1 pseudogene is annotated in these 297 nt (G+C 55.2%); it reads right to left on the minus strand.

Going from position 1 to position 297, the window contains the following annotated elements:
- A pseudogene (locus ABG80_RS20785) lies at positions 1-297 on the minus strand (hypothetical protein); the annotation flags it as partial.

Consider the following 297-nt stretch of genomic DNA (forward strand, 5'->3'; position numbering starts at 1 on the left):
AGGTATCTGCAGACTGGTATGCAGTGATGAAGTCATTGCCGGCTCCGCCAACAAAGGTGTTGACCTGCGAGGCAGGGTGATAACCTTCAATCGCACTGATCGTGTCGTTACCTGCGCCGCCTTCAATCCAATTTGCGCTGCTGGCAGCACCATACTCGATCGTGTCCTTGCCTTCACCACCATAGATGTGATTCGAGCCAGCACCGGTGTCTTTAATGGTGTCATCACCATCACCCCCGTCGATGAAGTCGCTGCCTCCGGCATCCTGAATGGTGTCGGTACCACCGAAGCCCCGAA

The sequence above is a fragment of the Aquabacterium parvum genome, from assembly GCF_001447195.1.
GTDB classification, from domain to species: domain Bacteria; phylum Pseudomonadota; class Gammaproteobacteria; order Burkholderiales; family Burkholderiaceae_C; genus Aquabacterium; species Aquabacterium parvum.